The organism is Solwaraspora sp. WMMD791 (genome assembly GCF_029581195.1).
Classification (GTDB): domain Bacteria; phylum Actinomycetota; class Actinomycetes; order Mycobacteriales; family Micromonosporaceae; genus Micromonospora_E.
This window is the reverse complement of record NZ_CP120737.1, coordinates 6742431-6765135: the sequence shown is the minus strand read 5'-3', so window position 1 is coordinate 6765135 and position 22705 is coordinate 6742431. Positions and strand designations below refer to the sequence as shown.

21 protein-coding genes are annotated in these 22705 nt (G+C 71.3%); 6 read left to right on the top strand and 15 right to left on the bottom strand.

All coding sequences use genetic code 11. The features are described from left to right. Nucleotides 1-4 precede the first annotated feature (4 nt). The gene (locus O7623_RS30520; protein WP_282226370.1) at nucleotides 5-1273 is read right to left on the bottom strand and encodes a sensor domain-containing protein; all 1269 of its coding nucleotides are present in this window, start codon (nucleotides 1271-1273) and stop codon (nucleotides 5-7) included. A 109-nt stretch (nucleotides 1274-1382) separates the two neighbouring features. Between O7623_RS30520 and O7623_RS30515 the strand changes: the two genes are divergently transcribed. Then, nucleotides 1383-2120 carry an ABC transporter ATP-binding protein gene (locus O7623_RS30515; protein WP_282226369.1) on the top strand — a complete coding sequence of 246 codons (738 nt, stop codon included), beginning with the start codon at nucleotides 1383-1385 and terminating at the stop codon, nucleotides 2118-2120. Then, a complete protein-coding gene (locus O7623_RS30510) occupies nucleotides 2117-4066 on the top strand; it encodes an FtsX-like permease family protein (RefSeq protein ID WP_282226368.1) in 1950 nt (649 codons plus the stop codon). Before O7623_RS30515 ends, O7623_RS30510 begins: the two co-directional genes overlap by 4 nt. A gap of 20 nt (nucleotides 4067-4086) precedes the next feature. On the opposite strand, the gene O7623_RS30505 is transcribed toward O7623_RS30510, so the two are convergent. The 4 genes from O7623_RS30505 to O7623_RS30490 are packed head-to-tail and all read right to left on the bottom strand — an operon-like array spanning nucleotide 4087 to nucleotide 7691. Next, nucleotides 4087-4932, bottom strand: a complete 846-nt coding sequence (locus O7623_RS30505; RefSeq protein ID WP_282226367.1) for an ABC transporter ATP-binding protein — start codon at nucleotides 4930-4932, stop codon at nucleotides 4087-4089. A gap of 44 nt (nucleotides 4933-4976) precedes the next feature. After that, complete coding sequence (locus O7623_RS30500) at nucleotides 4977-5822, bottom strand: ABC transporter permease (RefSeq protein ID WP_282226366.1); 846 nt, start codon at nucleotides 5820-5822, stop codon at nucleotides 4977-4979. Further along, nucleotides 5819-6679 carry an ABC transporter permease gene (locus O7623_RS30495; RefSeq protein ID WP_282226365.1) on the bottom strand — a complete coding sequence of 287 codons (861 nt, stop codon included), beginning with the start codon at nucleotides 6677-6679 and terminating at the stop codon, nucleotides 5819-5821. The genes O7623_RS30500 and O7623_RS30495 overlap by 4 nt, the downstream gene beginning before the upstream one ends. A 46-nt stretch (nucleotides 6680-6725) precedes the next feature. Beyond that, entirely contained in the window at nucleotides 6726-7691 is a 966-nt protein-coding gene (locus tag O7623_RS30490; RefSeq protein ID WP_282226364.1) for an ABC transporter substrate-binding protein, read from the bottom strand. Between the two features lie 482 nt (nucleotides 7692-8173). On the opposite strand from O7623_RS30490, the gene O7623_RS30485 reads away from it, so the two are divergent. Next, on the top strand, nucleotides 8174-8302 hold the full coding sequence (locus O7623_RS30485) for a hypothetical protein (RefSeq protein WP_278168079.1): 129 nt from the start codon (nucleotides 8174-8176) through the stop codon (nucleotides 8300-8302). 290 nt (nucleotides 8303-8592) lie between these two features. Next, the gene (locus O7623_RS30480) at nucleotides 8593-9675 is read left to right on the top strand and encodes a TauD/TfdA family dioxygenase (protein ID WP_282226363.1); all 1083 of its coding nucleotides are present in this window, start codon (nucleotides 8593-8595) and stop codon (nucleotides 9673-9675) included. A gap of 374 nt (nucleotides 9676-10049) precedes the next feature. Here O7623_RS30480 and O7623_RS30475 read toward each other — a convergent pair whose 3' ends face one another. The 6 genes from O7623_RS30475 to O7623_RS30450 form a co-directional block, all read right to left on the bottom strand. Then, the gene (locus tag O7623_RS30475) at nucleotides 10050-10859 is read right to left on the bottom strand and encodes an MBL fold metallo-hydrolase (protein WP_282226362.1); all 810 of its coding nucleotides are present in this window, start codon (nucleotides 10857-10859) and stop codon (nucleotides 10050-10052) included. Further along, nucleotides 10856-11650, bottom strand: a complete 795-nt coding sequence (locus O7623_RS30470) for an alpha/beta hydrolase (protein WP_282226361.1) — start codon at nucleotides 11648-11650, stop codon at nucleotides 10856-10858. Before O7623_RS30470 ends, O7623_RS30475 begins: the two co-directional genes overlap by 4 nt. An 18-nt stretch (nucleotides 11651-11668) precedes the next feature. Then, a complete protein-coding gene (locus O7623_RS30465) occupies nucleotides 11669-12505 on the bottom strand; it encodes an alpha/beta hydrolase (RefSeq protein WP_282226360.1) in 837 nt (278 codons plus the stop codon). Continuing rightward, nucleotides 12505-13308 carry an alpha/beta hydrolase gene (locus O7623_RS30460; protein WP_282226359.1) on the bottom strand — a complete coding sequence of 268 codons (804 nt, stop codon included), beginning with the start codon at nucleotides 13306-13308 and terminating at the stop codon, nucleotides 12505-12507. The genes O7623_RS30465 and O7623_RS30460 overlap by 1 nt, the downstream gene beginning before the upstream one ends. A gap of 138 nt (nucleotides 13309-13446) precedes the next feature. Next, nucleotides 13447-14442: a helix-turn-helix domain-containing protein gene (locus tag O7623_RS30455; RefSeq protein WP_282226358.1), complete on the bottom strand. Its 996-nt coding sequence runs from the start codon at nucleotides 14440-14442 to the stop codon at nucleotides 13447-13449. 96 nt (nucleotides 14443-14538) lie between these two features. Next, nucleotides 14539-15504 carry a helix-turn-helix domain-containing protein gene (locus tag O7623_RS30450; protein ID WP_282226357.1) on the bottom strand — a complete coding sequence of 322 codons (966 nt, stop codon included), beginning with the start codon at nucleotides 15502-15504 and terminating at the stop codon, nucleotides 14539-14541. A 129-nt stretch (nucleotides 15505-15633) separates the two neighbouring features. Here O7623_RS30450 and O7623_RS30445 point away from each other — a divergent pair, with 129 nt between their 5' ends. Continuing rightward, a complete protein-coding gene (locus tag O7623_RS30445) occupies nucleotides 15634-16365 on the top strand; it encodes a hypothetical protein (RefSeq protein WP_282226356.1) in 732 nt (243 codons plus the stop codon). Between the two features lie 13 nt (nucleotides 16366-16378). On the opposite strand, the gene O7623_RS30440 is transcribed toward O7623_RS30445, so the two are convergent. Next, nucleotides 16379-17317, bottom strand: coding sequence for a DUF2332 domain-containing protein (locus tag O7623_RS30440; RefSeq protein WP_282229659.1), 939 nt, complete (start codon nucleotides 17315-17317; stop codon nucleotides 16379-16381). Nucleotides 17318-17362: 45 nt separating this feature from the next. Then, nucleotides 17363-18733, bottom strand: coding sequence for a sugar transferase (locus tag O7623_RS30435; RefSeq protein WP_282229658.1), 1371 nt, complete (start codon nucleotides 18731-18733; stop codon nucleotides 17363-17365). A 276-nt stretch (nucleotides 18734-19009) separates the two neighbouring features. Here O7623_RS30435 and O7623_RS30430 point away from each other — a divergent pair, with 276 nt between their 5' ends. Beyond that, nucleotides 19010-19984 (top strand): LCP family protein, encoded by a 975-nt coding sequence (locus O7623_RS30430; protein WP_282229657.1) that lies wholly within the window; start codon nucleotides 19010-19012, stop codon nucleotides 19982-19984. Nucleotides 19985-20030: 46 nt separating this feature from the next. Here the strand turns inward: O7623_RS30430 and O7623_RS30425 are convergent, their stop codons facing one another. Further along, the gene (locus tag O7623_RS30425) at nucleotides 20031-21413 is read right to left on the bottom strand and encodes a glycosyl hydrolase family 28-related protein (protein ID WP_282226355.1); all 1383 of its coding nucleotides are present in this window, start codon (nucleotides 21411-21413) and stop codon (nucleotides 20031-20033) included. Continuing rightward, a complete protein-coding gene (locus O7623_RS30420) occupies nucleotides 21410-22705 on the bottom strand; it encodes a hypothetical protein (RefSeq protein ID WP_282226354.1) in 1296 nt (431 codons plus the stop codon). The genes O7623_RS30425 and O7623_RS30420 overlap by 4 nt, the downstream gene beginning before the upstream one ends.

Here is a 22705-nt window from a genome sequence, read left to right as displayed (position 1 = left end):
GGGGTCAGTGGATCGGGCACGTCATCCTGACCTGGGTCGGGCCCCCGGTGGGGCTGGTGATGTCGAGTTCGCCGTCGAGGGCGTCGAGCCGGGCGTGCAGTCCGGCGAGACCGGTGCCGGCCCGTGGGTCGGCGCCGCCGACGCCGTCGTCGACGACGGAGACGATCAGCGTGTGGTCCTCGATCCACGCGTGCACCTGTGCCGATCGGGCGCGGGCGTGGCGGGCGACGTTGGTCAGGTTCTCGCTGACGAAGAAGTAGGCTGCGGCCTCGACTGTGGGCGGGAGCCGGCCGTCGACGGCGAGCTGGAGGTCGACCGGGACGGGTGACCGGCCGGCGATCTCGTGCACGGCTGCGGCGAGGCCGTGGTCGGTCAGTACCCGGGGATGGATGCCCCGGATCGTGGTGCGCAGGTCGGCGAGGGCCTGTTCGGCCTGCTGGTGCGCTTCGCGGACGAGGTCGAGGCCGGGGCCGGCGGGCAGGTCCAGTTCGGCGCTGCCCAGTGTCATGGTCAGGGCGACGAGACGTTGCTGGACGCCGTCGTGGAGATCGCGCTCGATCCGGCGGCGTTCGGTTTCGAACGCGTCGACCAGCCCGGTGCGGGACCTGCGCAGCTGCTGGACCGCTTCGGCCAGCTGGGCCTCGGGCGGGTCCAGCAGGTGCCGGACCAGTGCCGCCTGGCCACAGGCCAGCGCGGTGGCCGCGTACGTCAGCAGGACCAGGGTGACGAGGCCGGCGGGTGCCACGGCCCATGCCTCACCGGCGGTGTCGACCCGCCAGCCGGCGATGTCGATGGTGCCGGAACGGACCAGCACCGGGGCGATGAGCAGCAGCACCGGGACCGTCAGCAGGAGCAGCAGCACAGCGTCGGCGATCCAGAACACCGTCGTGAGCAGGACCGTGACGCCCGCCTCCGGCCACGACGCTTGGCGAGGCGGCCAGAACGCCCGGCGACGCGGCCAGGACGCCCGGGGATGCGCCGGGTCGCGTGGCGCTGGTGGCTGGCGCACCGGCCGCCCGGGGTAGATCAGCCGGAGCCGACGCCGCTCACCGGCGGCGGCCAGGTGGACCAGCACCGGAATCCCGGCCAGCACGAGGAGTCCCGCGATCAGCACGACCGTGGCCGCACCCACCGCGACCACCACGGCCAGGACGGTCAGCCAGGCCAGACCGACCGGCACGGTGGAGGCCAGGTACGCCAGGGAGCGCCACGGCCACACCGAGGCCAGGAACCGTGCGGGGTGTCCGCGTACGGCGGTCCAGGCGTCGCTCACGGGTCAAACCCTACGGATCGCATCGGCCGTGCGGGGTGGCGCACGCGCTACCCCGCAAGTCGCGTCCGGGCCCGTGTGCCGGACCGTGCCCGCCGGGTCCACTGGAGGCATGACCCAGGCAACTCCGGCGGCCGTCACACTCGACGGTCTCAGCCGCACCTACCGCTCCCGCGCCGGCTCGGTGCATGCACTGCGCGGCGTGACCCACGTGTTCCAGCGCGGCACGTTCACCGCGATCATGGGGCCGTCCGGCTCCGGCAAGTCCACCCTGCTCCAGCTCGCCGCCGGTCTCGACCGGCCGACCGGGGGGCGGGTGACCGTCGGCGGGACCCGGCTCGACACGTTGAACGAGACCCAGTTGACCCGCTTCCGGCGTACGGCGATGGCGTTCGTCTTCCAGTCGTACAACCTGCTCGACGCACTCACCGCGTTCGACAACGTCGCGCTTCCGGCCCGGCTGGCCGGGCGCCGTGCCGATCCGACCACGGTACGGACCGCGCTGGCCCACGTCGGCCTCGCCGAGCATGCCCGACGCCGGCCGTCGGAGCTGTCCGGCGGTCAGCAGCAGCGGGTCGCGATCGCCCGGGCGCTGCACGGCCGACCCGACGTGTTGTTCGCCGACGAGCCGACCGGCGCGCTGGATCGTGGCACCGGACGCGACGTGCTCGGGCTGCTGCGGTCGCTGGCCGACGGCGGCCAGAGCGTCGTCATGGTGACCCACGATCCGCTGGCCGCCTCGTACGCGGACGGGGTGTTGTTCCTCGCCGACGGGCAGATCGTCGGGCATCTCGCCCGCGCTGACGCCGGCCAGATCGCCGAGACGATGAACGACCTGGAGCGGCGATGATGCGCGGCCCGACGACGCTGGCCCTGGCCCGGCAGACCGTGCACCACTCCTGGCGCGGCTACCTCGGGGCCTTCGTCGCTCTGCTGTTCGGGGTCGTCCTGATCTCCGTCACCGTGACGCTCATCGGGAGCATCGACGCCACCGACGGCCGGCCCGGCACGAGCGCCGACGAACGGGCCCAGCTCGACGGCCTGGCCGCGATGTTCGGGATGATGTCGACGATCTCGGCGTTCATGGCTCTCTTCGTGGTCGGTAGCACGTTCGGCTTCGTCGTGGCCGGCCGCCGTCGTGAGCTCGGCCTGCTGCGTCTGGTCGGCGCGACACCACGACAGGTACGCCGGCTCCTGCTGGGCGAGTCCGTCGTCGTCGCGGCCGCGGCCACCACGGTGGGCTGCCTACTCGGCACGGTGTCGGCTCCGGCCGTTCTCCGGCTGGTCCGGGCGGTCGGGATCACCACTCTCGACCTGCAGGCCCCTAGCCCGTGGATCGCCTGGGTCGTCGCCGCACCCACCGGCGCGGCGGTCGCGCTCCTCGGGGCCTGGCGGTCCTCGCGCCGGGCCGCCCGGATCAGCCCCAGTGCCGCGCTGCGGGAGGCCGCGGTCGAGCGGACCCGGCCCAGCGTCGTTCAGTTCGTCGTCGCGGCGCTCTGCTTCGGTGGCCTGGTGGCCACCGTCGTGGCCGCCGCCGACGAGCCGCCGCTGTTGTCGATGCTCGCCTCCATCCTGCTGCCCGAGGTGGTCGTGATCGGCCTGATGTGCATCGGACCCGCCGTCATCCCTCGGCTCGCTGCCCTGCTCGCCCGCCCGTTCATCGGGCGGGACGTGACGGCTCGGATGGCCCGCGACGAGGTACGCGCCGCTGCCCGCACCACCGCTGCGGTCGCCGCCCCGGTGCTGGCCATTTCGGCTATCGCCGGGTCGCTGCTGCTGACCCTCAGTTTGACCGCCGACTGGGCGACCGCGCAGAACCGGGCCCGGCTGCACGCGCCGCTGGTCGTCGAGGTGGGCAGCCCGGCCACAGCCGCGTCGGATGCGGCCTCGTCGGTCGCGGCCGACCGGACCGTCGCGACTGCCGACGTACGCCGGCAGGCCACGCTCGCGCACGACGACGACGGCAGCCCCGGCGAACCCGACCGGGTCGAGGTCGTCGACCTGGCCACCGCGTCCGCAGCCCGGGGCCTGGCCGCCACGCGCGGCACCCTCGACGACTTCCACGGGAACGCGGTCGCGGTCACCGCCACCTGGGTCACCGACGCCGGCGTCGACCTGGGCGGCACCCTCCCGGTCTGGATCGACGGCAAGCGGGTCCCGTTGCGGGTCGTCGCCGTCCTCCCCGACGCACCCGGCCTGTACGCCGAACTCGTCGTCCCGGCCGAACTGCTCCCGCCGGACAGCGTCCGGGCCACCGGGACGGTCTTCGTCGTCCCGCGCGCCGACGTCGCCGCGACACGGGAATCCCTGCGGCGCACGCTCGCCGGCACCGACAGCCGGATCGTCGACTCCGGCGACTGGGTCGACGCCATCGCGGCGCGGACCCGCGAGTCCAACAATTTCGGCCTCATCATCCTGCTCGGCCCGGCCGGCCTGTACGCCGCCATCGCGATGGTCAACGCCACCCTCATCGGCGCCTCCCAACGGCGCCGGCAACGCGACCTGATCCAGCTTCTCGGCGCGAGCCCCGACCAGGTCAGACGAGCCGCCATCTGGCAGGCGGCTCTCGTCTGCGGCACCGGTCTGCTGCTGGGCGGTGCCACCATGGCGCTAATGGGCTGGCTCGTACGCCGCGCCACCACGGCGGACCTGGCCGCCGGCATCGACGCGCCCATCACGATTCCGTGGCTCCCGCTGCTCGGCATCGGCGTCACCTGCCTGCTGCTCACCGCAGCGGCGGCGACAGCCGGCATCCGTACGCGTAAGTCACCGCACCGTGCCGACGACCCGGCCTGACCGACCGCAGCCGCAGGTGGTCAGGTCGGTTCGGCCGACAGGGAGGTGCGCCGTTGGGAGGACATGACGAGCGAGTAGACCTCTTCCCGAAGTTCGCCGAAGGTCGACGTCTGTTTGGTCGCGATCTGGTCCCGGGGCCGGTCGAGTGGGACCGGCAGGTCGGCGACGACGGTGGACGGCCCCTGCGACAGGACGATCACCCGGTCGGACAGGTACACGGCCTCGTCGATGTCGTGGGTCACGAAGAGCACCGTCGTCCCCGTCTCCGCCCAGATCTTGAGCAGCAGATCCTCCAGGCTCGCCCGGGTCTGGGCGTCGACCGAGGCGAACGGCTCGTCCATGATCAGCATCTCCGGCCGTACGGCGAGCCCGCGCGCGATCGCCACCCGCTGTTGCATACCGCCGGAGAGCTGCCACGGATACAGGCCGGCGGCGTGGGCCAGTCCCACCATCTCCAGCGACTGCCGCACCCGGTCGCGGATCTCGGCGCGCGGCAGCCGCCGGTCGCGCAGCGGAAGAGTGACGTTCTTTTCGACCGTCAGCCAGGGAAACAGCGACCGGCTGTAGTCCTGGAAGACGACCGCGACGCCGTCGCGGGGGCCGGACATGGTCTCTCCCCGGAAGACGACCTCCCCGGTGGAGATGGGCAGCAGGCCGGCGATGCACATCATGAGTGTCGTCTTGCCGCAGCCGGAGGGGCCGACGACCGAGACGAACTGGCCGGCGTGTACGGCGAACTCGATGCTGCGTACGGCCAGCACCTCCCCCTTGCGGGAGGGGTAGGACTTGCCCGCCTTGCGGACGTCGAGCACGGGCGTCGCGCTGGCCGGGTCCTGCTGGTGGTGCGGGATCGTCACCGGTTCCATCCGGTCCTCCTCTGCGTTTGTGCCTGGTGTGGTCGGCCGACGGGTCAGTGGCGTTCCGCGCCGTCCGGCCGCACGTTGCGGTGCCAGCCGAGCAGCAGGCGTTCGACCAGGGCGAAGATGGCGTTGAAGAGGATCCCCAACAGCGCCAGTAGCACGATCGCCGACCACAGCTCCGGGAACCGGAACAGCCGCTGCTGGTTGACGATGTAGAAGCCGAGCCCGGCGGTCGCGGCGTAGAGCTCGGAGATCACCATGAGGACCAGGGCGATGCCGATGCTGATCCGCAGGCCGGCGAAGATCGCCGGACTGGCACCGGGCAGCAGCACCTGGAGGAAGTAGCGACGCCGGGTCAACCGCAGGCTCTTCGCGGCGGTGACCGCGGTGCGGTCCAGGCCCCGTACCCCGTCGTAGGTGTTGATGAGGATCGGCCACAGGCAGCCGAGCGCGATCAGGAAGACGTTCATGCCGCTGGTGATGCCGAAGACCACGATCGCGATGGGCAGCAGCGCGGTCACCGGCACCGACATGCCGAGCCGGATCAGCGGGTTGAAGAACGCGCCGGCGGGTCGCCACACGCCGATCAGGATGCCGGCGCAGATGCCGACCGTGGCGGCCGTGCCGTAGCCGAGGCCGAGTCGCGCCAGGCTGGGCAGCACGTCGGTGCGGAACTGTTCACTGAGGAACAGCGAGGTGGGCGAGGCGGAGAGCCAGGTGTCGACGAACGCGACGAAGATCTGCGACACCGGCGGGATGAACAGGGAGCCGGCGAGCCGGGCGGCGATCTCCCAGACCACCAGGAGCAGCGCGAGCAGCCACAGTGACTGCACGCCCCGCCCCACCGCCAGCGCCGAGCCGACCAGGCTCGGCCGCGTCGCGTCGTTGGTGCTCACTTCCCGCCCTCCCGTTGCGCCTGGCCCCACGGCACGATGAGGCGTTCGGCCAGGTTGAAGCCGTAATAGAGCAGCATTCCGAGCACTCCTACGAGGAGAATCCCCGCGTAGACGAAGTCCGGGCGTTGCGCCTGCTGGTATGTGGTGATCACGTTTCCCACGCCGCTGGTGGCACCGAGCAGCTCGGCCGAGAGCACCACGATCAGCGCCGTCGAGCTGGCGACCCGCAGGCCGGTGGCGATGGCGGGGGCCGCCGACGGCAGCACCACCCGGCGCAGCAGCCGCAGCCGTCCCCAGCCCATGCTGCGTCCCGTGGCCAGCATCAGCGGTTCGGTGTCCCGGACGCCGTACATGGCGTTCAGCAGGATCGGCCAGAAGATCGCGTAGATCGCCAGCGAGACCTTCATCTGCGTGCCCAGCCCGAACAGCAGGATGGCGATCGGGAGGAACGCCGAGGAGGGGATCGACCTGCCGGCGTGCACGACCGAGGACGCGGGCCGGTTCAGGGCGGAGAAGTAGCCCAGCGTCAGGCCCAGTGGGATCCCGACGGCGCTGGCGGCGACCATGGCGATCAGCCAGGCCCACAGGGTGTGCGCCACCTCCGTCAGGAAGGTGACGTCGACGAGGAGCTCGCCGACCCGCAGCAGGGTGGTGCCGGGGTACGGCAGGGAGTCCGGGGACACCGCACCGCTGCGGACCACCAGGTCCCACAGCACGAGCATCGTCGCCGCGCCGGCCAGCCCGATGACCCAATCGGGTACGGGGCGCCTCCGGCGGGCCGTGGTCGGCCCGCCGGAGGGCGGCGTAGGACGGACCGTCGACTCGACTGTCTGGGTCACACCGACGCCAGGCGCCATGTCACGTCTCCCTTCCGCACGCTGCGTCCTTGCCTGGAAACCCGGCTCAGGACCGGGCGAAGTCGGCGACGAGGGACTCGAGGTCGGGCGTCTCCGGCATCAGCTTGAGGTCGACCATCTGCTGGGCCATCTGCTCCAGGGCGGCCATGTCGACGGCCGGCTCCAGCGCGTTCTGTGGCTGGGCGGCCAGGGTCTCCGCCGGGACCTTCTGGCATTCCGACAGCAGCCGGAACGACTCGTCGGTGTTCGCCGGGTCCTCGAGCTGCTCCATGGTCTCGGTGAGGGCCTCGTGGAAGCGCTTGGCCGCGTCGCTGTCGGCCACGAATTCCTTCGAGGAGACGTACGTGGCGATGTAGACCTTGTCGATGCTGGCGAACGGGTCGGCCAGGCTCCGTACGGTGTCGTTGTTGTCGCCCAGCAGCGAGTAGCCCAGCTGCGCCGCGTCCACCCGGCCGTTGAGCACCGCCGGGATCTGCTCGGCGAACGGCAACGCCACGAAGCTGACGCTGTCCGGCTCCACCCCGTTGGCTTTCAGCCAGTTCGAGGTGACGATCTGGTTGATCCCGTTGATCTCGTTGACGGCGATCTTCTTGCCGACGAGATCGGCGGGAGCGTCGATCGGTGAGTCGTTGCCGACGAAGACGCCCTGCGCGGGCTCGGCCGGCGGCAGTGCGTTGACGTTCGCGCCGGAGACCATCTGGATCGGGAAACCGGTGTTGTAGGCGTTGATCGCCGTGTAGCCGTTGACGTAACCGAAATCGGCTGCCCCGGAGAGAACGGCGGCCACCGCCGCCGATCCGCCCCCGGCCCGGACCAGTTCGACGTCCAGTCCGTGCTTGGCGTAGATGCCCTTGTCGATCGCCCAGGTGTTCCAGATCTCGCACCCGAAACTGGTGACGGAAACCTTGGTGTCGCCTCCTGCGGCGTCGGCGGAGTCGTCGTTGCCACCGCAGGCGCTCACGAGGAGCAGCGCGGCGGAGACCGCCACCGCGCCCAAGCGTCGTGTGCTCATGTCACCACTCCTGATCTTGTGTATGCAGCTGAGGTCGCCTGACACCGAAACCGGTGACAGGGCTGTACAGCGAAGGAAGTAGATGGTTTATGGGGTGTTCACGCGAGCCCACCGTCGCGGACTGATCCGCCCGGAGCCCGGAAAAATCGTCTCGCCGGCTCTGCCGACGGGATCGGTCTGGCACGCAGGTTCATGGCATCGCGAGCTGGCGTGGGCCGTCACTCGGTCCGGCCCGGCGTCCGGCTGCACCCCAGCAGCGCCTGACGCTCTCACCGACTTGCAGCGAAGGTACGGGCCGACAAATCCCATGTCAAGATGCGGGATGTGATCTCGCGTAGTGGTGTCCACAAGGCCGAGAGAACCACCGTGATCAGTTAACACGCGGGTCACATGACGATACGCCATCCCTGTTGACAAGACGTACAGCGGCGGCTAGCTTCGCCAACAGATTGCCCCGTGAATCCGTCGACCCGGGAGTGGACATGAGCTGGGAGAAGCCCGTCGCGGCCGTACCAGCCATCACCCGTGCGCCGATCGGACACTGGAAGGGCCCGGAGTTCCCCGCGATCCGCCCCGGCACCGGTGCCGGCAAGGCCCTCGTACCCTTCTAAGCCGCGACCCCGCCTTTGGCACCACTCTGCCCAAAAACGGGCACGGTGGTGTGGCGCGATGGCGTTCGGCTCATCCACGGGCAGCGACCCGTTCATCGATGGTGGCCGAAGGCCCGCGTGACGCGGCAAGCCCCATCCCTGTCTCCTCCAGTCCGAGACGGCTCCGACGCGCGAGCTCGACCTCACTCCCGCACCCCAGCCGGGCAGATGAAGCGACGCTCGTACCCCAGCGCGTGGCAGCCGGCCTCGGCGGAGCGCCTGTCCGGGCATCAGAGAGGACACACCTGACGATGACCACTGTCCCCGTACTCAGCCCCGTCACCGCCCCGTGTGCCTGGCGGGGCGACCAGCTCTCCACCAGCCGAGAGTGGATCTACCACCTGGACGACGCACAGATCAATGAGCTTGAGCAGGTCGGTCGCCGTTTCGTAGCCGACGATCCCGATCTGCGCACCGTCACCGCAGCCGAATACCCGCTCCCGGTCACCGCCGACGCGATCACCGGGTTCGGCCGGGAGATGGACAGCGGCCGGGGCTTCGTCCTGGTGCGAGGCCTGCGGATGAACGACTACGACGACACACTCGCCGCAGCCATCTTCTACCTGATGGGCCTGCACCTCGGCGTGCCGATGCGGCAGAACGAGCTCGGCGACCTCGTCGATCACGTGATCGCCACGTCCGACAAGACCCTGCAGGACCGTACCGCCCTACCGTCGCGGGTGCGGGACCGGCTGCCCTTCCACTCCGACAGCTCCGACGTGGTCGCCCTGATGTGTCTGCGGCCCGCGAAGGAAGGCGGCGCGAGCAGCCTGGTCAGCGGGGCCACCCTGTTCAACGAGGTGCTGCGTCGGCGACCCAACCTGGCGCCACTGCTGCTGGAGCCGTGGTACTTCGACTGGCGTCGGCAGGACCCCGACGCGCCGGCCGACTGGTACACCTCGCCCATCGTCAGCTGGACCGAGGGCGTGTTCAGCATGTACGCGGGCAGCGGCATGATCAAGGCGGCTCAGGACTACCCGGACGTACCGCCGTTGACCCCGGAGCAGCTCGAGGTGCTGACCCTGCTCGACGACATCAGCCAGGAGCCCGGCGTGGCCCTGGACATGGACTTCCAGCCAGGTGACATCCAGTGGCTCCTGAACTACGCCGCGCTGCACTCACGGACCGAGTTCATCGACCATCCCGAGCCGGGGAGGCAGCGCCACCTGCTCCGGCTGTGGCTCAAGCGGGAGACCGGCCGCCCACTCGTGCCGAACTTCGGACGGCACGTGGTGATGGACCGCACCGAGACCCGAGGCGACGCGACCTCGAGCGGGTCGGGACACTTCACGATCACGAAGGCGGCGGTACCCCGACGCGACTGGGGCGTCTGATACTCGGTGTAGCGGCGCACCAGTTCGCCCGTACCGGCGTCGTCCTGCCCGCCGGTCCGGTCCTGCCGCTCGACGGAAGGTGGGCCCGCATTCCGGCGGGCCCGCTGAGGCGTACGCGCAGCTCGCGCCGGTGCCGCTGCGTCAGTTTCGCGAACGCCGGCTCGTCGACCTCGCTCAGCCCGCTGCCGTCCAGCTCCGCCAGCCGCTGTCCGCACTCATCACGTCATCCTTCCGCCTCGCCGTGTCCCGTCTCAGGGGTGACGGGTACGGGTGCGAAAACCCGTCACCGGGGAGCCGACCGACCGCAGCCGCAAGATCAGAGGCGCGCCCGATCCCGGTGCCGGTGGAGGTACCACCGGCACCGGGAGCCCAGGTCAGACCGGCAGAGACGTGGCCGTGCCGGGTGTCAGCCAGTGCAGGCTGCGCCGTACCGGCTCCGGGGCATCGGTGAACGCGGCCTCGACCGCCGCGCGGCCCTCGGTGAAGTGGCCCCAGCCCTCGTAGTGCACCGGCACCACCGTCCGCGCCTCGACCAGGGTGCACAGCTCCACACCATCGGCGGCTGTCATCGTGTACCGCAGCGGACCGGTCAGACCGAACCGCACCGCCCCCAGATGCAGCACCATCGTGCCCACGGTGAACCGCTGCGCCACCTGCCGTACCCCGGGGTAGAGGACCGTGTCACCGGTGATCCACAGTACGCCGTACCGCTGACCTGGCCAGCGCAGCGCGAACCCGGTCACCTCACCCGAGACCGGGCGGCTCAGCGGCGGCCCGTGCCGACACGGAGTCGCGGTCACCTCGACCGTCGGACGGCCCGGCGCGGTCAACTCGGTGCCACCCCACGGCGCGAGCCCGACAATCGACGCGGAGCCGAGGGCGGCGGCCCCGAGGCGGCGGCTGCCGGCCATCGTGGTGACAATCCGGTCGGCCGACGGCAGCAGCGCCCGGCCGGCGTCGTCGAGGTTGTCGGCGTGGTGGTCGTGGGTCAACAGGACCACGTCGATGTGGCCCAGGGTGTCCGGCGGCACCGCCGGACCGGCCAGTTTGCGTGACGCCGTGCCCCAGCCGAACCGGTATGTCCGGCCGGGGCCGTCGAACGTCGGATCGGTCAGGATCCGCCAGCCTGCCACCTCGATCAACGCGGTGGGACCGCCGATGTGGGTGATCCGGACGTCGCTCACCGCGCGTGCCGCAGCGCCCAGTCGAGGACTTCGTCGGCGATGGCCTCCCAGCCCTTCTGGGCCGGCAGCAGATGGGCGTATCCCTCGTACTCGATCCGATCGGTGATGGTGTTCGACTTGTAGTGCTTGGCGTTGGACGCCTGGATCGTCGGCGGCATGATGTGGTCCTCACTGCCGGAGACGAACAGCAGCGGCGCCCGGTCGTCGTTGTGGTAGTCGACCCAGATGTCCTGGTGGCCCGGCTGGAAGTTCGCCAGCACGCTGCCCCACAGGATGCCGCCGCTGGCCGGGATGGCGTACCGCTGCCACAGTGCCCGGCCTTCCTCCTCGGTGAACGTGTTGGTGAAGGCGTACTGCCACTGCTCGAACGTCAACGGCACCGCCTTGTGCCGGTTCGCCGGGCTCTTCAGCACCGGGAACGTCGACTTCACCTGCGACAACGGCACCACCCGGACGCCCTCGGTCGGAGCGGAGTTCATCGCCACCCCCGCCGCGCCGAAGCCGTGGTCGAGCAGGATCTGGGTGAACGCGCCGCCGGCCGAGTGGCCGATGATGATCGGCGGGTTCTCCAGCTCGCCGATGATCGCCTCGTAGTGGCTGATGATCTGCGGCACGGTGGACTGCAGGATCGGGGTCGGGTCGGCGTTGAGCGCCTCCACCTCTACCTCGTACCCAGGGTAGGCGGGTGCCAGGACCCGGAAGCCCTTGGCCTCGTAGTGGCTGATCCAGTGTTCCCAGCTGCGCGGGGTGACCCAGAATCCGTGGATCAGCACGATGGTGTCGGGTGCCATGTCAGACGTCCTCTCCGGTCAGGCAGTCGAGGTCACGAAGTCGAGCAGGTCCCGGCCGAGCTGCTCGGGATGCGTGTCGGTGATGCCGTGCGGCGCACCGGGGTAAACGAGGAGGCGGGCGTTCTTGATCCGGGCCGCCGATGCCTGGCCGCCCACCGCGAACGGCACGACCTGGTCGTCGTCGCCGTGGATGACCAGGGTGGGTACGTCGATCGCGTCCAGGTCGGGCCGGAAGTCGGTGGCCGAGAACGCGGCGATGCACTCGTAGGCGTTGCGGTGCCCGGAGGCCATGCTCTGCAGCCAGAACGCGTCCCGGATGCCCTGCGACACGACCGCGCCGGGCCGGTTGTTACCAAAGAACGGCCCGTCGGCCAGGTCCCGGTAGGTCTGGGAGCGGTCGGCCAGCGAGCCCGCCCGGATGCCGTCGAAGACCTCGATCGGTACGCCGCCCGGGTTGTCCGGGGTCTGCAGCATCATCGGCGGCACCGCCGAGACGAGGACGACCTGGGCGACCCGGCCGGTGCCGTGCCGACCCACGTACCGGGCCACCTCTCCACCGCCGGTGGAGAAGCCGACCAGCGTGACGTCCCGCAGGTCCAGGGTGTCGATCAGGGTGGCCAGGTCGTCGGCGTAGGTGTCCATCTCGTTGCCGTCCCACGTCTGGGTCGACCTGCCGTGGCCGCGCCGGTCGTGGGCGATCACCCGGAACCCGTGCTCCGCAAGGAACAGCGCCTGGATCTGCCAGCTGTCGGAGTTCAGCGGCCAGCCGTGGCTGAGCACGACCGGGCGGCCCGTGCCGGGGCCCCAGTCCTTGTAGAAGATTTCGGCGCCGTCGGCGGTGGTCACGTACGGCATCAGGACACTCCCTTGATGGCGGCGAGGATGACGTCGGTGGTCGGGCCGGGCTTGGCGACCATGACGGCGTGCGAGGCCTTGACCTCGGTGACTCGGGCGCCCGCCCGCTGTGCCATGAACCGTTGGGCGGCAGCCGGGATCACCTGGTCGTCGGTGGCGACCAGCGTCCATGTCGGAATGGTCGCCCAGGCGGGTTCGCCGGCGGGCTGGCCAAGGGTGGCGAGTTCGGCCGGACGCTGGGTGGCGGCCATGACCGCAGCGGTGCCGGCCGGCACGTCGGCGGCGAACACCGAGCGGAACACCGAGGTCTTGATGTAACCGTCGTTGCCGCCCGGGTAGGGGCGGATGTCGAGGGCGGTCGGGTCGAGCCGGCTGCCAGGGAACTGGCTGGCCAGGCCGCCGACGGTGTCGCCCGCGTCCGGGGCGAACGCCGCGACGTAGACCAGTGCTTTGACGTCCGGGTCGCCGGTCGCGGCGGTGGTCATGACGAAACCGCCGTACGAATGGCCGACCAGCACGATCGGGCCGTCGATGGTGGCCAGCACACTGCGCAGGTACGCGGCGTCGGAGTCGACGCCGCGGAGTGGGTTGGCCGGGGCGATCACCGGGTAGCCCTTGCGCAGCAGGTTACGGGTCACGTCGGTCCAGCCGGACGCGTCGGCGAACGCGCCGTGCACGAGCACGACGGTCGGCTTGGGGCCGTGCGGGCCAGCAGCCACCGCCGCCGTGGCGCTCACCCCGAGCAGTACGGCGATCGCCAACGCCAGACGCGGCAACCGCCAGCTCCGTAGGGAACTGAACATCGAAACTCCTCACGGCGCCGGCCGCGTTCGGGCCGGCGATGCGAAAAAATGTCGCACCGTGGCGACGCTCGGAGTTTTCTGACGACGCACAGCATTTTCGTCTCGTTGCACACTTTGCTGTGGTTGCACCGGTCGGTGTCAGCCGGAGCCGCCGTCGGCTGCCGATCTGGCGAGGTCACGGCCTCTGGATGGGTCGCTGGCCGCCACCAGTTGCCGGGGTGTGACGCCGAACGCCTGGCGAAACTTGGTGGCGAAGAAGCTCGGGTTGGCGAAACCCCAGGCACGGGCGACGGCGGCGATGGAGGTGTACCGCCGGTGTGACGCCGTCAGGTCGGTCCGGGCTCCCTGCAGGCGTTGCTCGATGATGGACTGCTCCAGGCTCTGCCCCATCGCCTCGTACAGCTTGTAGAGGGCGCGCAGCGACATGGCGTTCGCCGCCGCGATCCGGGCCGGCGTCAGGTCGGGGTCGCGCAGGTTGTTGCGGACGTACGCCTGGACCCGGGCCTGCATCGACGAGTGCATGGCGTCGCTGAGCCGCCGGCCGTCGCCAGCGGCGGAGACCACCAGCGCCCGCATCAGCTCGGCGGAGGCGGCCCCGAGTTCGGCCGCGCCGGGGCCGTCGGCCAACTGCTCCGCCTGCGCGGTCACCCGGGCGACGTGGTCGCGTACCAGGTCGTAGAGCGGGCTGCGGCGGGGTTCCCGGGCGGCGTCGTGGATCATGTCGCGGGGGACGCCGAGCTGGTCGACGTCGACATGCAGGGCGTACGAGGCACCACCGCCCTGCCAGCCGTAGACATAGGGCAGCGACAGGTCGACCAGCATCAGGTCCCGGGGGCCGTACAGCCGTTCCTCCCGGGCCCAGCTCAGATGGTTGTCGGTACGCATCGGCAGGGCCAGCACGATCGACGTCTCCGGGATGGACCGGGACATGTACGGCGTACGGCGCAGCGTGGTGCCGGAGGCGTCGATGTTGAAGACCTTCGCCGCGCCGAAGTCGGAGACCGTCATCCTCGCCTGGATCGCTGACGGGTCCTCGAACGTCGCCATGCTGGAGGAGCAGTTCGCGCTGACCGTGGCCTGGAACGCCTCGGCGCGGTCGGCGACCGGCAGCGACTGGGTGTCGAGAACGAGCATGATTGCCCCTATCTGGCGCTGACGGTGTGAAAATAGCGCCGGAGTTCGACGTCGCTGAGGGGCCCTGAGTGCACCAGTGTTGCCCACAGTGCACGGTCAGGCGTCGGGTGCCTCCTGCGACGACCGCCGCAGCTCCCCCGGGGAGAGTCCGTAGCGGGCCTTGAACCGCCGGGTGAAGTGCGTCGGGTCGCGGAACCCCCAGCGGTGGGCGATCACCGCGACCGGTCGGTGCCGGTTCTCCGGCCGCCGCAGGTCGTGCCACGCGTGGTGCAGCCGCTCGCTGATGATCCACTGTTCGAGGCTGATGTCGGCCTGCGCACACACCTTGTACAGGTGCCGCAGCGAGACGTTGTGCGCCGCCGCGATGCGCCGGGCGGTGAGGTCCGGGTCGGCCAGGTGCTGCCGGACGTACGCGCGGACCCGGGTGAGCAGCGTTTCGGCGAGCACCTGGCTGGTCAGCCGGTCGGTGTGGGCGGCCGAGGCCAGCAGCGCCCGGACCAGCTCGATGCTGGCGGTGGCGACGGACCCGGCGGCCAGGTCGGCGGTGATCCGCGCCGGGTCCCGGGTGAGGTTCGCGATGTGGGCGGTGACCATGCCGTACAGCGGGCTGGCCCGCAGCCGGTGGACGGCCTGGCGGATGACGTCGATCGGCAGGCCGAGCTGGTCGCTGGGGACCTGGATGCAGCCGGCGGCCCCGTCGCCGGACCACGAGTAGTCGTACGGGCCGGACAGGTCGACGGCGAGCAGCCCGCCCGGTGGGACGACCTGCAGGTGCCGGTACTGATCGAGGTGCCCGTGGGCCCGCCGCTGGACGGAAAGGGCGACGACCGGCATCGCGTCCTGTTTGGCCTGTCTGGCGGTACGCAGCAGCCGGATGCCGGAGGATCGGCTGATGAAGATGTTGGCGTTGCCGAGATCCCACAGCTCCATCCGGCAGTGGATGTCCCCATCGGGGTCCTCGTGGATGACGTGACAGGGTGCCGAAGCGTACATCATCGCCAGGTAGACGGCGTCGATGCGGTCCGGTTGCGGCATGTCCGTGGTGTCGAGAACGTACGGCATCGATGTCCGCTTCTACTGTCTGTGTGCCTGCCGCGAATATAGGCCACCGAGTGACGCCACGTCGTCGTGAACGGTCACCCGGATCGCGTCGGTCAGCTGCCGGACGCCCGCGCGTGACAGACTGTCCATGTGGACCCGAGCACCACGGCCGCGATGCGTAGCGCGGCGGCCTGTAACAATGCCGCCTGGTGCGCGGCCGTCTCACGCTCACACGGCTGCCCCGACACCGTCGACGACGCCGCGTGGTGCAGCGCCCGCCGGACACCGCCGTACTACCCCGACGCGGTCACCCTGCGCCCCGACGCGACACCCGCCGACCTCCTCGGCCGGATCGACACGACGTCACCGGGATGCTCGGTCAAGGACAGCTTCGCCACCCTGGACCTCGGCCCGGACGGCTTCGTCGAGCTGTTCACCGCCGACTGGATCCACCGCCCAGCGGGGTTGCCCGTACCGACGACGCCGACTCTGACGGTCCTGACGGTCCGGCAGGTCACCACCGCCGCCGAGCTGCACGAGTGGCAGGCCGCCTGGCACGGCGACGACAGCCCGGTCGATGTCTTCCGGCCGGCGCTGCTGCGCGAACCGTCGGTACGGATCTTCTCGTTGAGGGCCGACGGCGACAGGGTTGCTGGTGGATTCGTCCTGACCTGTGCCGAGGGCGTCGTCGGCCTGTCCAACCTGTTCGCCACCGACAGCGTCCACCGGTCCGACGTCTGGGCGGCCGCCATCAACGAGGCACCCACCAACTTCCCGGGGCTGCCCCTGGTCGGCTACGAGCAGGGCGACGACCTGTCCCTCGCCCGTACGCACGGTTTCCGCCCGATCGGTGCCCTGCGGGTCTGGTTGCACCAGCCCTGACCCCGTCGACGGGTCAACCGAACCAGACGATCCCCTGGCCGTGTGGGCGGGTCCAGGCCAGTGGTCGGCCGTCCAGGGCCAGCACGTTGTGCAGGGTGTCGTCCGGTGGCGGCGGCAACGCGTCGTGGCACAGAATGTCCGGCCCCTCGTTCGCCAGCCAGTGGCCGGGTAGGCCGCGTACCAGGTCGACGAAGGCCGACCGGCGCGGTGCCGGCACGTGGTAGAGCACGGCGGTGTGGAACACGACCAGCGTCGCGTCCGGCGGCGCCGACGCGGCCAGCGCCGGCAGATCGTCGACCAGGTCGCCCCTGACCAGCAGCGGCGGATCGGCCGCCGCCACCGCCGCAGCGGCCGCCAGCCGGGCCCGCCGATGCTCCTGCTCCGGCCAGATCAACGCGTCCAGCCAGGCGATGTCGGCGGCGTCGGTGACGTCCAGCGGGGTCAGGTCCAACCCGGCCCGCCACACCACCTTCGGCCGGGTACGCGGCGGCGTCAGCCCGGTCGTCACACAGTCGAGCAGCGGCTCGCCCTGACCCACGGTCGGGCCGCCGTCGTAGCGGTAGGCGTACCGGTCCGGGTAGAGACACAGGCCCGCCGACGCGCCGACTTCGAGCAACGCCAGCGGCTGCGGCAACGCCGCCAGCACCGGCAGCAGTACGGCGCACCGCCCGGCCTCGTTGGTCTGAGTCAACCGGCGACGCATCTGCGCCTCGACCTCCGGCCAGCGCGCGACCGTGAAGTCGTGGAACGCGGCTGGGTCGTCGACCGGCCCGCCGAGCAGCCGGACCACCCCGAACAGCAGGTTGGGTTGCCGGGTCGGCGGCGGCAACGAGTCCAGCAGCGCCAACAGATCGTCGTCGCGGGCGACCGCGTACGCCAGCCGCTCGTAGCTGGGCGACACCCCGGACGCCTGCCGGCGGGCGAAGTCGGCGTACCACTGGGCGGTCGACAGCCTCGGCGTCGGGTCTGCGGTGCTCACCGCCTGATGATCGCCGCGTCAGCGGCCGCCGCCCCGGACGACCTCCATCATTGTCCGCAGGATCACCTTCACGTCCAGCCAGAGCGACCAGTTCTCGATGTAGTAGTTGTCGAACCGGGCCCGGTCGGAGATGGGTGTGTCGCCGCGCAACCCGCTGACCTGCGCCAACCCGGTCAGCCCGACCGGTACGCGGTGGCGCATCGCGTACTCGGGATAGTCGACCGAGAACTGGTCGACGAAGTAGGGGCGTTCCGGGCGGGGGCCGACCATGGTCATGTCGCCGCGCAGGATGTTCCACAGCTGGGGCAGCTCGTCCAACGACGTACGGCGCAGGAACCGGCCGACCGGACGTAGCCGGGGGTCGTCCGCCACCGACCAGGTGGTCTGCGACTCGGTCTCGTCGGCGGGCCGCATCGACCGGAACTTCAGCAGCTCGAACGGCCGGCCGTGCCGCCCGACGCGGACCTGCCGGAACAGCACCCCGGGGCCGCCCTCGACGCGCGTCGCCACCGCGCACACCAGCAGCACCGGGCTGAGCAGCACCAGTGCGATGCCGGCGGCGACGATGTCGAAGGCGCGTTTCACCGCGAACTGGGGGCCGGTCAGCGACGGCGGGGTGACCCGGCTGACCCCGATCGCGCCGATGTGGTCGGGGATGCCGTTGCGGGCGTGGAACTCCCGCAGGCGGGGCACCACCCACAGGTCGCAGGCGGCGACCCCGGGCAGCCGGGCGACGCGCAGCAGCTCCTCGTCGGTGCAGTCGACGTCGGCGATCAGCACCACTTCGCACCGTACCCGGCGGATCAGCTCCTCGATCTGGTCGAGGCCGCCGAGCAGCGGCGGGCCGTCGACGACGCCGTGCCCGGTCGTGGCCACGTCGATGCCCCGGTGCCCGGTCGTGGCCACGTCGGTGGCCCGGTGCCCGGTGGCCGCCACGTCGACGAACCCGACGACGTGCAGGCCGTACTCGGGGTAGCGGTGCAGCAGCCGGGCGAGCTCGATGGCGACCGGGCCGCCGCCGACGATGACGGCGGCATGCTCGACCCAGCGACGGCGGCGCGCCAGCACCACGGCCAGCCGGGTCACCAGCCGCCCGAGCAGCACCAGCCCGGCGCTGACCGCGACGACCCGCATGAACCCGGCCACGTAGTCCACCGAGTCGTGCCGCTCGGCGGCGACGATCGCGACCACGGCGGCGGCGGCCAGCAGCCGCACGCACAGCTGGGGCAGTTCGTCGAGGAAACTGACGTGCCGACGGCCGGCGTACAGTCCACCCAGGGCGAAGATGACCACAGTGACCAGGCTGGCGGCGATGACGCCTTTCCAGTGGTCCCGGTTCCAGGCCAGCGGCAGCAGGAACGCGCCCAGGTCGACGGGGAGCGTGAGCATCCAGGCCCGTAGCGCACTGCGGTGCCCGGCCGGCGGCGGCACCGCCGGGCCCGGCGGTGCGACCGTCGACACCGAACGCTGCCGCGGTACGGCCTCCACCTGTGTCATGACGACGTCCCCCGAGTAGCTGACCAGCCGTCCAGATGATACGGCGGCCGTCGATGCCCGTGCAGCCGCTACCATCCGGGCATGCCCGCCGACACGACTCCCACCGACGCCGCCGCGCCGTCCCGGCCGCCGGCCGCCCCGACCCGACGGCGGCGGTGGCTGCGGACGATGCTGGTCACCCTGGTCGTCGTGGCCCTGCTGGGCGGTGGCGGCGCGCTCGCGGCGTGGTGGTACGCCCGGGACATCGGCGCCGACATCGTCCGCATCGAGGCGTTCGACGAGGTGCCGCAGGAGGAGCGTCCGGTACGTGAGGAGGTGGCGGCGAACGCGATGAACCTGCTGATCCTGGGCAGCGACACGCGCGACCCCGGGTCGACCGGCGGATCCCGCGCCGACACCATCATCCTGATGCACGTGCCGGCGGACCGCTCCGGCGCGCAGCTGGTCTCCATCCCCCGGGACACCTGGATTCACGTGCCGCGCAGCGCCGACGGCCGGTACGGCGACACCGACGCGAAGATCAACGCGGCGTACGCCTGGGGTGGTGCGCCGCTGATGGTGCAGACCGTCGAGAACTACACGGGCGTACGGATCGACCATGTGGTGATGGTCGACTTCGCCGGCTTCAAGGACATCGTGGACGCCCTCGACGGGGTGGAGATCGACGTCGAGGAGGCGTTCACCTCGACGCATTCGCTGAACCCGGACAGCATCCGCCGGTTCGAGGCCGGACCGCAGACCATGGACGGCGCCGCCGCGCTGGACTACGCCCGGGAGCGGTACGCGTTCGCCGACGGCGACTTCGCCCGGATCCGCCACCAGCAGCAGGTGATCCGGGCGATCATCGACAAGGCGTCGTCGGGTGGAATCCTCACCAACCCGGGCCGGCTCAACGCGTTCCTGCGGGCCACGGCCGACGCCGTCGCCGTCGACGACACCCTCAACATCGTCGGCGTCGCCACCGACCTGCGGCATCTGCGCAGCGGGAACCTCAGCTTCTACACCAGCCCCACCTCGGGCACCGGGATGCGTGGCGACCAGAGCGTGGTACTGCCCGACACGGTCCGGGCCGAGGCGTTCTTCGACGCGGTCCGCCGCGACGACACGGCGGCCATCGCGGCCACCGGCACCGCCGCCGGGTAGCCGCACCAGCGCGGCACCTCGGCCGACCGACGTCAGGTGTCAGGTGTCAGGTGTCGCTGGCCAGCACCCGTACCTCGCCGTTGGCGAACCGGGCGCACAGTTGCGTACGGCCGTCGACCTCGCGGGCGAACACCCGGACCTGGCTGTCGTCCGGGGCCGGCGGCGTCGGCTCGGCCCGCAGGTCGAACGCGGGCCGCACGACCAGGTTCTTCGGATGTCCGAGGCCGTGGGTGATCTCCACCTGGGTGTCCGGCGCGGGCCGTCCGATCCAGCCGAGCCCGGTGTCGGCGGCGCCGGCCACCCCCGGCTGGGACAGCACGGCCCGTACGCTCGACATGCCCCGGTCGGCGCCGAAGTCGACGGCGGCGGTCGCGCAGTTGCGGATCAACGTGTCGACGGTGATGCAGGCCGGCTCCGCCGCGACGGCACCGGGCACGAACTGGACGCCGATCTCGGTGGCCGGGCCGGGGTGGTTGGCCCCCTGGACGTAGCCGGCCAGCCAACGGCAGTCGTTGCGGGAGATCCGGACGCCGACCCCGCCGTCGAGGTCGGCGTAGCAGTTCACGCAGCCGATACCGGAGGCGGCCAGCTCGAACGAGACGTTCTGCCGGACCCCCCACGCGTGGCAGTTGACCATCAGGGTGCCGTACGAGTTGCCGGCCAGGTGGAACCCGGTGCCGGCGTTCTGAAACGACAGGCAGTTGAGGAACATCGAGTCGTGCGGCCCGGCGAAGTTCACCCCGTGGCCGCCGTTGTCGTGGGTACGCAGACCGGTGATCCGTGACTCCATCTGGTGCGACGGCGCCGGCAGGTGCCCGGCGGTCCCCCAGCCGCTGGCCACCCCGTCGGCACCGCAGTTGAACACCGTCAGGTCGGTCAGTTCGTAGCCGTACCCGTACAGCCGCAGCCCGCAGCTGACCGGGTTGCCCTGCCCCTGGTTTCCGTCGACGGTCAGGTCGCGGACGCTGAACAGGGTGATCCCGGCGTCGCTGCCGGCCCGCGACTGCGCCTCGTAGTCGTCGGATTCGACGACGGCGGTGTTGCTGTCGGGGGCCAGCCGCAGAATCGTCGCGTCGCCGCCGGAGCCACGCAGGTGGACCCGGGAGTAGAGGGTGAGCCGGCGGGTCAGGTAGACGCCCGGTGGCAGGAACACGATGCCGCCGGTGGCGCGGGCGGCGTCCAGGGCGCGTTGCAGGCTGTGGGTGTCGTCGGTGCTGCCGTCGCCGGCGGCGCCGAACTCCCGTACGTCGTAGTCCCGCTCGGCCGGCGCGGCCAGCCCACTGCCGTACGCGGCGGCACCGATCCCGCCGACCCCGGTGCCGGCGAGCAGCGCGGCGGTGGTGGCGATCGCCCGCCGACGCGGCACGGCCCGACGCGCATTCGCCTCGCCGGACGGCTGCGCTCGCTCGCCGGGCGGCTGCGGTCTCATGACGTCTCCTGCGGCTGGCGGGACGTGACGAGAGTAGTCGATGGATCGCGCGGCCGGACAATCTCCCCAGCCGGTGCGGTGGGCGGCGGGGCCGTGGTCACCGCCAGCCGCACCGCGTACCAGAGGGCGACCAGCGTCTCCCCCAGGGCGAGCAGCCCGAACAGGCCACCGACAGCGTCCACCCACAGCAGCGCGGCAACCAGCCCGACGACCGCGATCGTCCGTGATCCGACCGCCGAGACGAGGAACGTCCGAGGTGCCGCCCGGACCATGTGCCGCACCGACAGCCAGGTCGACACCATGACGGCGGCCTTGTACGCGCCGTACAGCGCCACTGGGACCAGACCCGCAGCGGCCAACTCGGCGGCCAGCAGCCCCCGGACCCCGGCGCTGGCCAGCAGCACCCCGCTGACCCCGGCCAGCAGGACCACGGTGAGCAGCCGGGTCCCGGTGCGCAACCGGGCGGCCCGCCCGGCCACCAGGTCCTCACGGGTGGTCGCGGCCAACGCCACATGGAACGGACCGAACGCCAGGTCCATCGCCCGCAGCACCACGATCGCGGCCGGGCCGGCCACCACGGCGGCGACCGCCGGCAACGCCACGACGTATCCGAGGTCGACCGCCGCCGCCAGGCAGTAGGTCAGGCCGGGTCGGAGCCCGGCCAGCAGGCCCGGCCGGGTCCGTCCAGGGGCGCGGCGCCGAGTGCCAAGTGCCCAGGCCAGTACGGCGAGCTGGCCGGGCACCGCCGCGATCTCCAGCCGGGCACCGACGGCGAAGAAGACGACAGCGGTCCCGATGGTGCCGGCCGCGACCAGCTGCGGTACGAGGTTCGCCCGCCGCCGCCCCCGGTCGGCGGCCATCGACCAGAACAGCGCCTCCAGCGGCAGCTGCAGCAGCACCGGTGCCACGACCAGCAGCCGGTCGGCGACGCTGGACTGCGGCAGCGCCACCGAGACCGCCGCGACGCCGACCACGGCGACCGGCAGCGTGACCACCGCCGCCACCCGGGTCGCCCACGCCTGCCGGTCCCACCCGACCGGCACCACTTCGGCCGACTGCGGACGGCCGACCAGTGCCTCGATCAGGGTGTACGGGACGGCGAGCAGGGCACCCTGGAACGCCACCAGCGCGACGTGACCATGGTCGGCCCAGGACGCCAGCAGGAACACCGCGATGCTGGCCGACCGGGTCGACGCCTGCACGGACAGCTGCGACCGCTGCAGCCGCCCGACCAGCACCGTCCCACGCCGGATCATGACGTGCCGGGCCGTGTCATCGCCGGGCCGTGTCAT